The organism is Acinetobacter sp. ANC_7634, assembly GCF_056779875.1.
Genome location: NZ_JBWYIT010000012.1, coordinates 17,345 through 31,030, shown reverse-complemented (window position 1 = coordinate 31,030; position 13,686 = coordinate 17,345). Strand labels below are relative to the sequence as shown.

Sequence of the window (13,686 nt, the reverse complement as noted above, 5' to 3'; positions counted from 1 at the left end):
CATAAAAGCGCCGACATTTTATCAAATATCGGCGCTTTTAGGTAAAAAATGTTTCTAAAATTTTATGACTTGTATTTAAACCACCTGTACAAGCTTTAACCAAGCTTGTTGAATTGAAGATTGGATACCTTCTGCATCCAATCCACAATCTTTAAGCATCTCACCATGACTGGCTTGTGCTAAGAATTGATCAGGTAAGCCTAAGTTCAAAACTGGCTTGAGAATGTGTTCGGCCATTATAAATTCATTCACAGCACTTCCAGCACCACCCATGACTGCATGCTCTTCAACCGTTACAAAAAGTTGGGTTTGATCTGCATATTGTCGAATGATTTGACCATCTAGGGGTTTAACAAAACGCATATTCAAAACGCGTACTGCAACATCCAATTGATCAACTAAAAGCTGAGCAGCATTTTCTGCAACACTCACGCGGCTACCGAAAGCTAAAATAGTAATCACTTCTTCGGCTTTTACATTCAGCTCTAAAGTTAACTCAGCTTTACCAATTTCAAGCGCTGTCAGTTCTTTTTGAATTTCAACACCTAAACCATTTCCACGTGGATAACGTACTGCAGCAGGACCCGGGTGCAAATAAGCGGTATGTAGCATTTGACGGCATTCATTTTCATCTTTTGGTGCCATAATCACGATATTCGGAACTGTACGCATAAATGCGTAATCATATGCACCAGCATGAGTTGGTCCATCCTCACCTACTAAACCTGCACGATCGATACCAAATGTGACATCAAGGTTTTGCAATGCCACATCATGTATGAGCTGATCATAACCACGCTGTAAGAAGGTTGAATAAATTGCCACTACTGGTTTTAAACCTTCACATGCCATACCTGCAGCTAAAGTCACTGCATGTTGTTCTGCAATTGCCACATCAAAATAACGATCAGGATATTGTTTGGCGAATTGCACCATACCTGAACCTTCACACATGGCAGGTGTAATGGCTAACAACTTATCATCTAACTGGGCTTCATCGCACAACCACTGCCCAAAAACATCAGAATATTTGGGTGCTTTTGTTGAAGCTGGTGCAGCATTTAATTTAGCAATTGCGTGATATTTTATTTGATTTGCTTCAGCAGGTGCGAAGCCCTTACCCTTCTTGGTATAGATATGAATTAAGCGCGGCCCCTTACGTTTTTTTAAGGCACTAAATACATTAACAAGTTCATCGACGTTATGACCATCGAATGGACCAAAATAGTCAAATCCAATCGCTTTAAATAAGTTATCTGCAGCCTCTGTAGCAGCACAATGTAAGCGTGAAGTGTAGTCCCACTCAGGATAATCCCGAATAAATGGATTACCCTGCTCATCAATGTGTACAGATTGCCCTTTTTCCCAAATCGCAGCCAAATGTTTTGCAAAACCACCCGTGCTACATGAAATCGACATATCATTATCGTTCAGTACCACCATGAGATCAGCATTATGTGCAACAGCATCATTCATGGCTTCGAATGCCATCCCTGCTGTCATTGCACCATCACCGATAATTGCAACCACTTCACAAGGATCTTTTTGATAACGACGAGCTAAAGCCATTCCCAAACCCGCTGAAATAGCAGTTGATGAGTGGCCCACACCAAAAGTATCAAACTCAGACTCTTCACGAGCGGGGAACGCCGCTAAGCCATTTTTTGCACGAATTGTTGTTAGTTGCTCACGACGTCCAGTCAAAGCTTTATGTGGATATGCTTGATGACCCACATCCCAAATAAGACGATCATGTGGTGTATTGAAACAATAATGCAAAGCAACAGTTAATTCGATTACACCCAGATTGGCACCGAAATGCCCACCACTTTGTCCAGCAGCATACAAAATAAATTGACGTAGCTCGTCCGACACTTGACTCAATTGTTCTTTGGCTAGTTGACGCAATTGCATTGGATGATCAATCGCATCCAACAAAGGCGTAACAGGACGTTGACTAGGTATTTCGGTATACAACATATGTGGCAATGCCTTCTAAAGCCTGGCAAATCCTAAGCTAGGTAAATGGGTTAGCTCGATTCTTCTTATTGATCGAGAAATCGAAAAAAAACACCTTAAATCAACCACATTTATATTGGTCCAGTGTTAAGCTTTCGCTAAACGGGCGTTGTTAGGTAGCTAGATTATCCTGAATATCGATGCTACTTATCAACTATTATCTTGTGCTTTGCAAAAAAAAGGAAATCTTCTGTGTAAATTTGCACAATGATACTCAACTATGGTCTGATCATTCAGCTATACTTTAGCCAAATTATGAACATGTAATGGAAGTCGCTGTGCCTATAGAGTTTGTTGCCACATCTAAATTACCCACTGCCTTTGGTGATTTTAAAATCACTGTTTTTCAAGATCCTAAAACAGGTGAAGAACACGTAGCATTGTCAAAAGGATTAGATACAGCACCCACCTCTCCTGTCTTGGTACGAATCCATTCCGAATGTTTAACAGGTGATGCTTTTGCTTCATTAAAATGTGATTGTGGCCCACAACTTCAAGCAACTCAAAAACTGATTAACGAAGCAGGACAAGGCGTAATTTTATATTTACGTCAAGAAGGTCGTGGTATTGGTTTAACCAATAAAATTCGTGCTTATGCCTTGCAAGATCAAGGACATGACACAGTGGATGCCAACCTGATGCTCAACTTACCCGCTGATGCGCGTAAATACGATATGTGCAGTATCATGCTGGATCACTTACAAGTGAAAAAAGTCAAACTGGTTACGAATAATCCTCTCAAAATTAAAGCTTTAACTGATTTAGGAATTGATGTGGTTGATCGTGTCCCGTTAACGGTCGGTTTGAATAAATTCAATGAAGAATACTTAAAAACCAAACATGAGCGCATGTCACATATGTATCAAAAGGATGATTTTTAACTACAGCATAATTTAATCGTTGTAAAAAAATACCCCGATGCTTAGGGGTATTTTTTCACTTAGACTCAATCTAATTTGTGAAGATGACTATATCGTCATAGAAAATATCCGATTTTCAGGTTTGTTTCTTTTTAACCTTAAATCGAAAGCCATACAGATATTTCGTACAAATGGTTTTCCAGCTTCCGTTACCTTCAATCCATATTCACTCATCTTCACAAGATGGTCATTTTGCATTTCAGCTAAATCTTCTAAAACTTGTGTTCGCTGTGCAAAATCCATGTCACCTTGCCAATTCGTCTCAAAGTGGCACATGAGATTTAAAATGTGTTTTCTGATTTTCAAATCTTCTTCTGTTAAAAGATGACCTTTAAAAACTGGAATTTCATTTTGTTCTAATCGAGCATAATAATTTTCAAGCGTCTTTTCATTTTGGGCAAAACCTTGCCAACAATCGCCAATAGCTGACATCCCTAAGCCAATCATCACTTCTGTTTTTGAAACGGTATATCCCATAAAATTACGATGTAACTGTTGGGCTTGAAATACCTGATACATATCATCATGCTCAAGCGCAAAATGATCCATTCCTATTTCATGATATCCAGCAGACAATAATTTTTGTTTTCCTTGCTCATAACACTGTCTTTTCTCTTCATCGCGCGGAACATCATGGTCTTTAAAACCACGTTGCCCATTGCCTTTGATCCATGGTACATGCGCATAACTGTAAAAGGCTAAACGATCTGGCTTAATTTGAATGGTTTGATCAATTGTGTTTAAAACATCATCTAAATATTGAAAGGGCAGCCCGTAGACCAAATCATGCGAAATAGAGGTATAACCAATTTCACGCGCCCATTCTGTAACCTGCTTTACGTGTTCAAAAGGTTGAATTCGGTGGATCGCTTTCTGCACGGTTTCATTATAATCCTGCACGCCAAAGCTAACGCGTCTAAAACCCAATTCAAACAGCGTCTTTAAATGATCGTAAGAAGTATTATTAGGATGTCCTTCAAAACTAAATTGATGATCTTCAGCTACTTGTGATAGCGCTAAAAGCCCATCAATCAACTGTTTAAGATGCTGAGGAGAAAAAAATGTAGGTGTCCCCCCCCCTAGATGTATCTCTTTAATCAAAGGACGCTCTACAAATAACTCACAATACAATTTCCATTCTTTTAACAAAGCCAAAATATAGGGCTGTTCCATTTCATGTTTTTTAGTGATTTTTTTATGACATCCACAAAAAGTACATAAGGACTCGCAAAAAGGTAAGTGAATGTAAAGGCTAATACCATGTTGGCTATTCGAGTGATCAAAACGTATTTTTAGTTTTTGCTGCCATAGTACTTGATCAAAAGTCGACTGCTCCCAATACGGAACTGTGGGATAGCTCGTATATCGAGGACCTGGAACATTATATTTTTGCACCAGTGAAATAACGTTTTCGAACATATCCCCACCTTTAAAATCACCACATATTAAAAGCTTAACTGCTTTCAGTCGTCCTATTTTGAGGAGCTTATTCTTTTAATTCAACCTAGTATCCTGGTCAGGATTCATAAGCAAATTCAAATCACAAAGTACGTTTACCCTGACTAAACTTAAATCTCGATCTGCTATATCGATAAAATCACCTTAATCTTTCATACAATTTATGTTTTGATGTAGCTAGTTTTTCATTGCCCAAGAGGCTTGGTATGTCACACCCGACTTCTGCAGATATTCAACGTGTTCGTGAATTTTTACTCGACTTACAAACTCGAATTTGTGCTGCGCTTGAACAACAAGAACAACAAGGTGGCGGTAATGCCCAATTTGAGATCGATGATTGGGAACGTCCCGAAGGTGGTGGTGGCAGATCACGCGTATTGCAAGATGGTACAGTGATCGAAAAAGGTGGTGTGATGTTCTCGCACATCAATATCTCAAAGTTACCAGCATCTGCTACCGAACGGCACCCACATATAGCTGGCGCACAAGCACAAGCCATGGGGGTTTCTTTAGTGATCCATCCTAGAAATCCAAATGTGCCGACCTCACATGCCAACGTAAGACTATTTGTCGCAGAAAAAGAAGGACAAGATCCTATTTGGTGGTTTGGCGGCGGTTTTGATTTAACGCCATTTTATCCGAATGATGAAGATGTTAAATCATGGCATCAAACTGCGCACGATCTTTGTGCACCTTTTGGCGATCATGTCTACCAAGATCATAAAAAATGGTGTGATGATTATTTTTATTTGAAGCATCGTGATGAACAACGTGGTGTCGGTGGGTTATTTTTTGATGACTTAAATCAGTGGGATTTCGAAACTTGTTTTAAATACATGCAAGCTGTAGGCAATGGATATCTCAATGCGATTCTACCAATCTTCCAACGTAATCAAGATAAACCCTATAGTGAAGCTCAACGCGATTTCCAATTGTATCGTCGTGGGCGCTATGTGGAATATAACTTAGTTTACGATCGAGGGACGTTATTTGGATTACAAACTGGCGGTCGAATTGAGTCTATTTTAGTAAGTCTTCCTCCATTAACGGGTTGGAAATACAGACCTGAATGGGATGAAGGCTCTGCTGAAAAAAAATTAACCGACTACTATTTAAAACCGAGAGATTGGCTCGCTGAACTGCATTAAATGTAAATCACTCGCCCTGTTAAAACAGGGCTTTTTTGTTGAGCAATATATTCATCCCATTGTCTAACGAAATTGAATAATTCCATTACATTCACTTAGAAAAAAAGGCACAATAGATAAAATTGATTAAATTTTGTCACACTTCTGACACAGCTCTTAAGTTTAATTTAAGCAAAGTACTGTACAATCAATTTTTACTTGTATTACTCATGGAAGTTTTTACTTCTGCATAAGGAATCGATATGCAACACAACTCTATTCGCGCACGTGTTGTCGTATTTTGGACACTGGTTATTGCTCTTTTGAGTGCAATCAGTACCACTATATTTTCAGAAACACTATTCAATGATAGCTTTGGTTTTAGCTTGATGGTGTTTGCAGCTGTTGGTCTACTGCTCAACATTGCGCATATTTTACTTCATACCCTATTTGAAATTTGTAACCCAAGTCATTAATACACTTCATTGAATATGTTCATATTGGGAACTTTCTGCATTTGACGTATATTGTTTGCCACTTCTTCATCAGGAATTAGAGCAATGCGCAAACAATTTGCCGTAATTGGAAATCCCATTGAACAATCTCGATCTCCAGAGCTTCATCATGCGTTCGCACAAAAGACTGGGGTGATCCTTGAATATAGCAAACGCCTTGCTCCTCTCGATGGTTTTACACAGAGTATCAATGAATTTTTTAAGGCTGGTGGTATTGGTCTGAATGTCACGGTGCCGTTTAAAGAACAAGCTTTTGCACAATGTGATGTACTCACTGAACGTGCCAAAATTGCAAAAGCAGTAAATACACTATGGATGAAAGATGGTGTATTGCATGGCGACAATACCGATGGCCAAGGACTTGTTGCAGCCATTCAACATTTAAATTGGCCTCTTGAGCAAGCAAGCGTGCTTATTTTAGGCGCAGGTGGTGCAACACGTGGCGTGATTTATCCACTGCATAAAGCTGGTGTAAATAAAATCATGATTGCTAATCGAACGGTTGCTCGCGCAGAGCAATTGATTCAGGACTTACAACCTGCTGTCCCAGATCTAGAGCTAAACGCTTGTGGTCTTGATCACATAGCAGGTGAATTTGATATTGTTATTAATGCTACCTCGGCAAGCTTATCTGGCGATGCAATCAATCTACCCCAACAGTTAAAATTCAAATATGCCTATGAAATGGCCTATGGCAAACCTTCCACTTTCCTTGATCAAGCGAAACAGCGTGGAATTCCGACTGCAGAAGGATTTGGAATGCTCGTTGGACAAGCGATTGAATCTTTCGCGATTTGGAATGGTGTGCGTCCAGAATTAAAAGATTTTATTTAGTTTTTGCACACGTTTAGTGCCTTGTGAACAGTGCAATTTTTTAAATTGCACTTTTTTCTCTCTATAATATCGATTAAATCTCTTCGAATTGATTTTAGTGACATATTTTTAGTGCATATTCAAATTGAATAAATTCAAATTAAACATATGGTCATCCACACAAAAAAACCAACCTAAGCTTATGTATTAATAATATTATTTTTTCTAATAAACTCCTACTACAACAAATTAATTCAGTTTATATTCATTCAAGAGCCTAAACACTAATTCGCAATTCTGACATTTATTTCCGTGACTTACATCAATGTTTTTTTAGTGTTGTAGGTCAATAATCGGATCATCTAAAAAGTATTTTCTCTATTCAAATTAGGAAAAGTTCAATGCCTGCATATAAAGCGCCCGTACGTGATATTCGTTTCTTAATGAACGAAGTTTTTGATTATCCTGCGCACTATAAAACTCTAAGCAACGGCGAAGCTGCTGACTCTGATACTGTCGATATGATTATCGAAGGTGCTGCAGATTTCTGTGAAAATGTATTATCTCCACTTAATCAGCCTGGAGATGAAGAAGGCTGTCATTTTAAAGATGGCGAAGTCAAAACGCCTAAAGGTTTCAAAGAAGCTTACGAGCAGTTTGTACAAGGTGGCTGGCAAGGTCTTTCGTATCCTGAAGAGTTTGGTGGTCAAGCACTGCCTATGTCGCTGAACCTGATCAAATCAGAAATGATGGGTACAGCAAACTGGTCTTTCACGATGTATCCGGGCTTAAGTATGGGTTGTATGAATACCATCATGCAATTTGGTACTGAAGAACAGAAAAACACCTACATGCCTCACCTCACTGCTGGTACATGGTCAGGCACAATGTGTTTAACTGAACCACAATGTGGTACAGACTTGGGTCAAGTTAAAACTAAAGCTGAGCCTAAAGGTGACGGTACTTATGCTATCACAGGTACTAAAATCTTTATTTCTGCGGGTGAACACGATTTAACTGAAAATATCATTCATATTGTGTTGGCACGTCTTCCAGACTCTCCAGCTGGTACACGTGGTATTTCTTTATTCATTGTTCCAAAATTCATCCCAACTGCTGATGGTGGTGTAGGCGAACGCAATCCTGTGACTTGCGGTTCTATTGAACACAAAATGGGGATCAGAGCATCTGCTACTGCCGTACTGAACTTTGATGCTGCAACGGGTTATCTGATTGGTGAAGTCAACAAAGGCTTACACGCAATGTTTACCTTCATGAATACGGCGCGTATCGGAACTGCTGTTCAAGGTTTAGCACATGCAGAACTTGCATTCCAAGGTGCATTACCTTATGCAAAAGAACGTATGTCAATGCGCGCACTCTCAGGTAAAAAAGAGCCTGAAAAAGTAGCTGACTCAATTATCCATCATGCTGATGTTCGCCGTATGCTTTTGACTCAAAAAGCGATTGCTGAAGGTGGCCGTGCAATGATCTATCATGCTGCACAACTTGCTGACAAAATGACTGATGCTTTAGCTCAAGGTGATCAAGCGAAGTTTGATGATTACGATGATAAACTAGGTTTCTACACACCAATTTTGAAAGGCTTCTTAACTGAGTTAGGCTTAGAAGCAGCAAACCACGGTATGCAAGTCTTTGGTGGCCATGGTTATATCAAAGAACATGGTATGGAGCAGATCGTTCGTGACGCGCGTATTTCAACGCTTTACGAAGGTACAACTGGTGTTCAAGCACTAGACTTAATCGGTCGTAAAGTACTGTTATCTTCTAAAGGTAAAGTCGTTCGTGACTATACAGCTGAAATCTTAAAATTCTGTGGCCAGCACGCACGCAATAAATACATGCGCCGTTTTGCTTGGGACTTAACTAAGATTTGTGCACAATGGAACGCATTAACTGTACGTATTATGCTTGCTGCACGCAAAGATCGCGACATCGTTTCAAGTGCTTCTGTGGATTACTTAATGTTCTCTGGTTATGCAATGATGGCATATTACTGGGCTCAACAAGCGGCAGTGGCATCAGCGAAGTTGGCATCAGGTGATGGTCAAGAAACTCCAGAATTCTACAAAGCGAAAATCAAAGTTGCAGATTTCTACTTTGAGCGTTTACTTCCTCGTGCTCAAGGTCATGCTGAATCTATGGTTAACCCTTCGAAAACTTTAATGTCTTTAGAAGCTGAACACTTCAGTTTTGATTACTAAGATTTCATAGAAAAAAGACCGCCAAGGCGGTCTTTTTTTATTGATCGAATAAACTATCTTACTTTAAGAATACGAAATTACATTTAGAGCAAGAATACAACAGTGGTATCTTGATCAAGCGATATAAATATTCCAAACGAGCTTTTATCAATTTACAAAAAGGAAAATAATATGCATAAGACCTTGATCTCCCTCTCTTTACTCATTGCAGTCTTTTTCGCTACAAATAGCTTCGCTGAATCGGATATTAAACATCACCAAAAAACCACGACGTATTCAACAAAGAATTTGAATTACTCGACGAGTGGATCTGCTGAGGTCATTATTCATCGCCCTGTGAGTGAAGTCTTCAATATTTTAACCAATGTGAATCTCTGGCCAAAAATTAATTTGGGTGCAACTCAAGCCATCGAGCCTAAGAATATTCGCGTTCAAAAAGGTACGACTTTTAAAGAGTTTATTAGCAGCCCGATTCCAGGCATAAAAGATTGGAGTAATGAATGGCATGTGATTGAGTTTGAGAAAGATAAGAAGTTTGTTATCGCAACCATAGAGCAATTTGCTCAAGTCCCAATCCATTCAAAAATTACCTATGAATTTGATCGTATCAACGCCAATAGCACAGAATTTGAACGAAAAATTGAAGTAACTTTAGATGATAAATTTATTCAAGGCGCGACAAAACAAGAAGTTGAAGCCCTATATCGTTTTATTGGTTCTCAGTGGGAAATGGCCAATCATTTAAAAAAGTATGTTGAAGATCAACGCTCAAATTAAGGAATAAAAAAGCACCTGATTGAACAACCAATCAGGTGTTGTAAATTAATGCATATATTTTAATGCTCACGGTACTCTTTAATCTCTATTGGCTTATCTTTCACGAGTTCAACTGTTCCCTCATTCAAACCATTGAAATTTTTAAAATGAATTGAAACACAATCTCTATTTGCAAGTTTTACACCACTTGCAGCAACCGCGCTCTTCAAGTGATAAACCGCATCCGAGTTATCCCTGAGTTCTGCCGTCTGAAAATTGTCTTTTGTTTTTAGCTCTAATGTTAAATCCATTGGTCCAGTAAAATGGATCACCTGTTCACCTTCAGCACGAGCAACTTGATCAACTGGCGCTGAAGCTTCAGCATTTAAATGCGCTGGTCTCTCTTGTTCTGACATTTGCTCACTATTTTTGTTTTTTATCAGCACAACCAACGAATGCCAATCCCAAGATTGAAGCCACTAGAACTAATTTCATTTTTATTACCTATCTTGATGAAAACCATTAAAAAAATCATCATTATTTTCACAGTAAAAAAGCGAAATAAATGTGGATTTAACAGTTTCGCTGTTAAAAATTACATTGGAGTTTAACTATAGAACTTACAGAAACTCCTCAAGCAATGAGTTCAAATATAAATGTCCTTGAGCAGTGCATGACAAACGGTTTGGATCATCTACCATTAATTTTCTGTCAATCAATGATTGAACTTGATCTTGGATTGATTGCAAAGATAAACCTGTACGAGCTTCATAATGTGAAGTTGGTACACCTTGATTAAGTCGAAGTGCATTCATCATAAATTCGAATGGCATTTCATCAGCTTCAATTTTCTTAAAATGCAAATGCTCTGCAGGGACTTTCGCTAGATAATCTTTCGGTAATCGTGTTTTTTGGTAACGATATACACCATCACTTAGCGTCACTTTAGCATGCGCACCAGCCCCAATCGCTAAGTAATCGCCAAATTGCCAATAATTTAAATTATGTGCTGAGGGTTTTTCTTTACGCCAAGCCGACACTTCGTAGTTAGTAAAATCATTTTCGATTAAATAGGCCTCACCCTGTACCTGAATTTCTTCTAATACATCATCGACAGGCAATATAGGTTGAGTTCGAAAAAATACGGTATTGGGCTCAATGGTTAACTGATACCACGAGATATGTGTAGCACCGTGCTCCACGGCAAGTTTTAAGTCAAGTAATGCTTGTTCAAGCGTTTGTTCAGGTAAGCCGTGCATTAAATCGACATTAATTCGCTTAAAGCCTGCATCTTTCGCCAAACCAATTGCTGAAATTGCATCTTGGTTGGAATGAATACGCCCCAGTTTTTGAAGATGATTCGAGTTAAAGCTTTGGACACCTAAAGACAACCGATTGATCCCCGCCTTTAAATAATCTGCAAATGGATCATGTTCTACCGTTCCCGGGTTGGCTTCTAAGGTAATTTCACAATCATCCTCAAACGGAATCAAAGCGCTTAGCTGAGCAAATAGCCATTGATACCCTTGAGCAGAAATGAGAGAAGGAGTACCTCCACCTATGAACACGCTATGAATTTGACGACCCTGAGCAAAATTTATCTGTGTTTTGAAATCCTCAACCAATGCTTGTAAATATTCTTTCTCCAACGTCATGGACAATGCCCCATTGGGTACTGCATGCGAATTAAAGTCGCAATATGGACATTTACGCACACACCACGGCATATGAATATAAAGTGACAATGGAATATCTTGTGGATTCAAAGTAGCCAAACGTACAGCTCAAAACTTAAAAAACTTATTTTAACATGACTACACCATAACGCTCAGAACTGATTCAGTTTTTACTTTACACTCAATATAAAACAAGGACGTGGGTGCATTTATGTTTAAAGTCGCGAGCCAATTTTTATTCTTTATCCCTTTAGCGCTAGGGATCGGAATCGCAATGACCTTCCAAACTGCGATTAACACACAATTACGTGAATATTTATATTCTCCATTACAAGCTGCACTTTTATCATTTTTGATTGGTACAATAGTTCTCGCAATACTGGTTTTTTTTCAACAGACTGAAAAACCACAATTGAGCGAAATTGTACAAATTCCTTGGCATCTTTGGCTTGGCGGTTTTTTAGGTGTTTATGCCATCAGTATTAGTATTTATTCCGCACCTAAATTAGGTTTCTTAACCTTATCGGCATTAATTATTTTTGGACAGATTGTTATGTCCATGATAGTCGACCATTTTGGAATTTTAGGTACAGAAAAAATTGCCATTAATTGGCAGCGCATTTTGGGTGGCGTGGTGATTTTTATAGGTGTGCTTCTCACTTTACAACGCTAAACCTTCATTCTAAGCACATAAAAACGATGAGTAATTTTTGTGTCTAATGTGACTGCAACTTCCAACATCAGTTATGAATTAAAAAAACTATTTCATCTCATGATCCCAATCTTGATTACGCAATTTTCGCAAGCAGGATTAGGACTGATTGATACTATTATGGCAGGACATTTATCTGCATTAGACTTAGCGGCAATTGCTGTCGGGGTAGGTCTTTGGATTCCTGTCATGTTGCTATTTAGCGGTATTATGATTGCAACAACGCCGTTGGTTGCTGAAGCAAACGGTGCGAGGACTCCAGAGAAAATTGCCACTATTACACGACAAGCATTATGGGTTGCTTTAGTTCTCGGGATTATTGCTGGTCTAGTCTTACAGATTCTCCCCTATACGCTTCCTCTTCTTGGCGTTCCAGAGTCACTTCACCATAAAGCTGGCCTATTTTTACATGCGATTGGATTCGGTATGCCAGCGGTCACCATGTTTGCTGCACTAAGAGGATACTCTGAGGCGATTGGTAATCCACGCCCAGTGACTGTGATCAGTTTAATGGCCTTAGTCGTACTTATTCCGCTTAATTTTGTGTTTATGTATGGTCTAGGTCCAATTCCTGCATTGGGAAGTGCTGGATGTGGATTTGCAACGGCAATTCTACAGTGGCTGATGCTGATCACGTTGGCATTGTATATCTTGAATAATCAGGCATATCAAAAAACCCAACCCTTTAGTCATTTTGAAAAAATTGATCGCTACTGGTTAAAACGCATCCTTGCTTTAGGTTTCCCAATTGGATTGGCTATCTTCTTTGAAGTCAGTATTTTCAGTACTGCAGCAATTGTATTGAGTCCATTGGGTGAAATTACGGTAGCAGCGCATCAGATCGCCATCTCCATTACGTCACAATTATTTATGATCCCGATGTCTCTCGCGATCGCACTTACCATCCGAGTGGGAACATATTATGGTGAAAAGGATTACCAATCTATGCGTAAAGTCCAATGGTTGGGTTTAGCAACAAGTACTGTACTGGCAGTAATGACCATGGTTTTATTGTGGGTCTTCCGCCATCAAATTGTCGCGTTATATACCTCTGATGTATTGGTGACTCAAATTGCGGTTTACTTGGTTCTATTCGCTGTTGCTTACCAACTGATGGACGCTTGGCAAATCAGTGCTGCAGGATGTCTAAGAGGCATGCAAGATACGAAGGGTCCTATGTGGATTACTATGCTTGCCTATTGGGTGATTGCATTCCCTGTAGGCGTATATCTCTCTAGATTTACCAACATTGGCCCTGCGGGTGTATGGATTGGATTGATCGTGGGGTTAAGTATTGCCTGTGTACTCTTACTCGGACGTTTATATATGAATAATCAGCGACTTGAGCGTAGTCAATCATCATGAACAATAAATCCCGAATGCTCGGGATTTATTTTTTTATGCCAATCATTTACTTACAACTCATTAACAATTTCAAATATGCATCTTTTGATTTGTCGCCTAT

12 protein-coding genes are annotated in these 13,686 nt (G+C 39.1%); 8 read left to right on the top strand and 4 right to left on the bottom strand.

Features of this window, described 5'->3' with window-relative positions; all coding sequences use genetic code 11:
- Window positions 1–75: 75 nt before the first annotated feature.
- The gene (gene dxs / locus AC1M9A_RS12095) at window positions 76–1,980 is read right to left on the bottom strand and encodes a 1-deoxy-D-xylulose-5-phosphate synthase (RefSeq protein WP_481610307.1); all 1,905 of its coding nucleotides are present in this window, start codon (window positions 1,978–1,980) and stop codon (window positions 76–78) included.
- A gap of 317 nt (window positions 1,981–2,297) precedes the next feature.
- Between dxs and ribA the strand changes: the two genes are divergently transcribed.
- Window positions 2,298–2,900: a GTP cyclohydrolase II gene (gene ribA, locus AC1M9A_RS12090; protein ID WP_180028265.1), complete on the top strand. Its 603-nt coding sequence runs from the start codon at window positions 2,298–2,300 to the stop codon at window positions 2,898–2,900.
- Window positions 2,901–2,987: 87 nt separating this feature from the next.
- Here the strand turns inward: ribA and hemN are convergent, their stop codons facing one another.
- On the bottom strand, window positions 2,988–4,358 hold the full coding sequence (gene hemN / locus AC1M9A_RS12085; protein WP_481610306.1) for an oxygen-independent coproporphyrinogen III oxidase: 1,371 nt from the start codon (window positions 4,356–4,358) through the stop codon (window positions 2,988–2,990).
- Window positions 4,359–4,603: 245 nt separating this feature from the next.
- Between hemN and hemF the strand changes: the two genes are divergently transcribed.
- From hemF to AC1M9A_RS12060, 5 genes are all read left to right on the top strand, one after another.
- Entirely contained in the window at window positions 4,604–5,545 is a 942-nt protein-coding gene (gene hemF, locus AC1M9A_RS12080; RefSeq protein WP_035265021.1) for an oxygen-dependent coproporphyrinogen oxidase, read from the top strand.
- 242 nt (window positions 5,546–5,787) lie between these two features.
- Window positions 5,788–6,000: a hypothetical protein gene (locus AC1M9A_RS12075; RefSeq protein ID WP_481610305.1), complete on the top strand. Its 213-nt coding sequence runs from the start codon at window positions 5,788–5,790 to the stop codon at window positions 5,998–6,000.
- 84 nt (window positions 6,001–6,084) lie between these two features.
- Complete coding sequence (aroE, locus tag AC1M9A_RS12070) at window positions 6,085–6,873, top strand: shikimate dehydrogenase (RefSeq protein WP_481610304.1); 789 nt, start codon at window positions 6,085–6,087, stop codon at window positions 6,871–6,873.
- A gap of 380 nt (window positions 6,874–7,253) precedes the next feature.
- Complete coding sequence (locus tag AC1M9A_RS12065) at window positions 7,254–9,077, top strand: acyl-CoA dehydrogenase C-terminal domain-containing protein (protein WP_481597859.1); 1,824 nt, start codon at window positions 7,254–7,256, stop codon at window positions 9,075–9,077.
- Window positions 9,078–9,248: 171 nt separating this feature from the next.
- Entirely contained in the window at window positions 9,249–9,854 is a 606-nt protein-coding gene (locus AC1M9A_RS12060; RefSeq protein WP_481610303.1) for an SRPBCC family protein, read from the top strand.
- A 59-nt stretch (window positions 9,855–9,913) separates the two neighbouring features.
- Here AC1M9A_RS12060 and AC1M9A_RS12055 read toward each other — a convergent pair whose 3' ends face one another.
- Complete coding sequence (locus tag AC1M9A_RS12055) at window positions 9,914–10,249, bottom strand: hypothetical protein (RefSeq protein WP_481610302.1); 336 nt, start codon at window positions 10,247–10,249, stop codon at window positions 9,914–9,916.
- A 204-nt stretch (window positions 10,250–10,453) separates the two neighbouring features.
- Complete coding sequence (gene hemW / locus AC1M9A_RS12050) at window positions 10,454–11,608, bottom strand: radical SAM family heme chaperone HemW (protein WP_481610301.1); 1,155 nt, start codon at window positions 11,606–11,608, stop codon at window positions 10,454–10,456.
- Between the two features lie 112 nt (window positions 11,609–11,720).
- Here hemW and AC1M9A_RS12045 point away from each other — a divergent pair, with 112 nt between their 5' ends.
- Together AC1M9A_RS12045 and AC1M9A_RS12040 are read left to right on the top strand one after the other, a co-directional pair.
- Window positions 11,721–12,182 (top strand): DMT family transporter, encoded by a 462-nt coding sequence (locus tag AC1M9A_RS12045; RefSeq protein ID WP_035264998.1) that lies wholly within the window; start codon window positions 11,721–11,723, stop codon window positions 12,180–12,182.
- Between the two features lie 99 nt (window positions 12,183–12,281).
- Window positions 12,282–13,586 carry an MATE family efflux transporter gene (locus AC1M9A_RS12040; protein WP_481610329.1) on the top strand — a complete coding sequence of 435 codons (1,305 nt, stop codon included), beginning with the start codon at window positions 12,282–12,284 and terminating at the stop codon, window positions 13,584–13,586.
- Window positions 13,587–13,686: the final 100 nt, after the last annotated feature.

What these genes read in the sequence shown, in the direction of transcription:
- AC1M9A_RS12060 (WP_481610303.1), top strand. Translation starts at nt 9,249, where the DNA reads ATGCATAAGACCTTGATCTCCCTCTCTTTACTCATTGCAGTCTTTTTC.
- AC1M9A_RS12040 (WP_481610329.1), top strand. Translation starts at nt 12,282, where the DNA reads ATGATCCCAATCTTGATTACGCAATTTTCGCAAGCAGGATTAGGACTG.
- AC1M9A_RS12045 (WP_035264998.1), top strand. Translation starts at nt 11,721, where the DNA reads ATGTTTAAAGTCGCGAGCCAATTTTTATTCTTTATCCCTTTAGCGCTA.
- AC1M9A_RS12075 (WP_481610305.1), top strand. Translation starts at nt 5,788, where the DNA reads ATGCAACACAACTCTATTCGCGCACGTGTTGTCGTATTTTGGACACTG.
- aroE (WP_481610304.1), top strand. Translation starts at nt 6,085, where the DNA reads ATGCGCAAACAATTTGCCGTAATTGGAAATCCCATTGAACAATCTCGA.
- AC1M9A_RS12065 (WP_481597859.1), top strand. Translation starts at nt 7,254, where the DNA reads ATGCCTGCATATAAAGCGCCCGTACGTGATATTCGTTTCTTAATGAAC.
- AC1M9A_RS12055 (WP_481610302.1), bottom strand. Translation starts at nt 10,249, where the DNA reads ATGTCAGAACAAGAGAGACCAGCGCATTTAAATGCTGAAGCTTCAGCG.
- dxs (WP_481610307.1), bottom strand. Translation starts at nt 1,980, where the DNA reads ATGTTGTATACCGAAATACCTAGTCAACGTCCTGTTACGCCTTTGTTG.
- hemF (WP_035265021.1), top strand. Translation starts at nt 4,604, where the DNA reads ATGTCACACCCGACTTCTGCAGATATTCAACGTGTTCGTGAATTTTTA.
- hemN (WP_481610306.1), bottom strand. Translation starts at nt 4,358, where the DNA reads ATGTTCGAAAACGTTATTTCACTGGTGCAAAAATATAATGTTCCAGGT.